This window comes from Oleiphilus sp. HI0043, from assembly GCF_001634935.1.
On sequence record NZ_LWEY01000940.1, the window covers coordinates 1 to 395 of the forward strand.

At 46.3% G+C, this 395-nt stretch carries 1 protein-coding gene; it reads right to left on the minus strand.

Features of this window, described 5'->3' with window-relative positions:
- Positions 1–23 precede the first annotated feature (23 nt).
- Positions 24–395, minus strand: a 372-nt coding sequence (locus A3729_RS32785; RefSeq protein ID WP_197475768.1) for a hypothetical protein, incomplete at its 5' end; no start/stop codon positions are given.

The window sequence follows — 395 nt, forward strand, 5'->3', positions numbered from 1 at the left end:
GTTGATAAAATCAGGGAACCATTTTACTTTCGGGAAGAATAGCACACTCTTACCAGGCCGATAAGCATCCACATAAAGCACACACTAAAGATGAGACCACAGGCCCAGGTAATGTACTCGAAGTTACCGGAGATATACTTCATTCCCCACCAGGAGATGATGTCTGTTAACGAGGCAATCAACCCAACCGGAAATATCCATTGATAGACCTTAAGGCGACTGAAGTGCATAGAGAAAGGTATACCGATGATAAAGAAGCTGGTTGTGAAGCCAAATAGGTGGGCATGCGTGAAAGCAATCAGCTTGCCTTCACCCATTTGCTGAAAATAGCTGGGTGCGTCACCATGCAAGTGGACTTGGTAATGCGCCTCCATCGCGCCAAACACCAAGGCTAT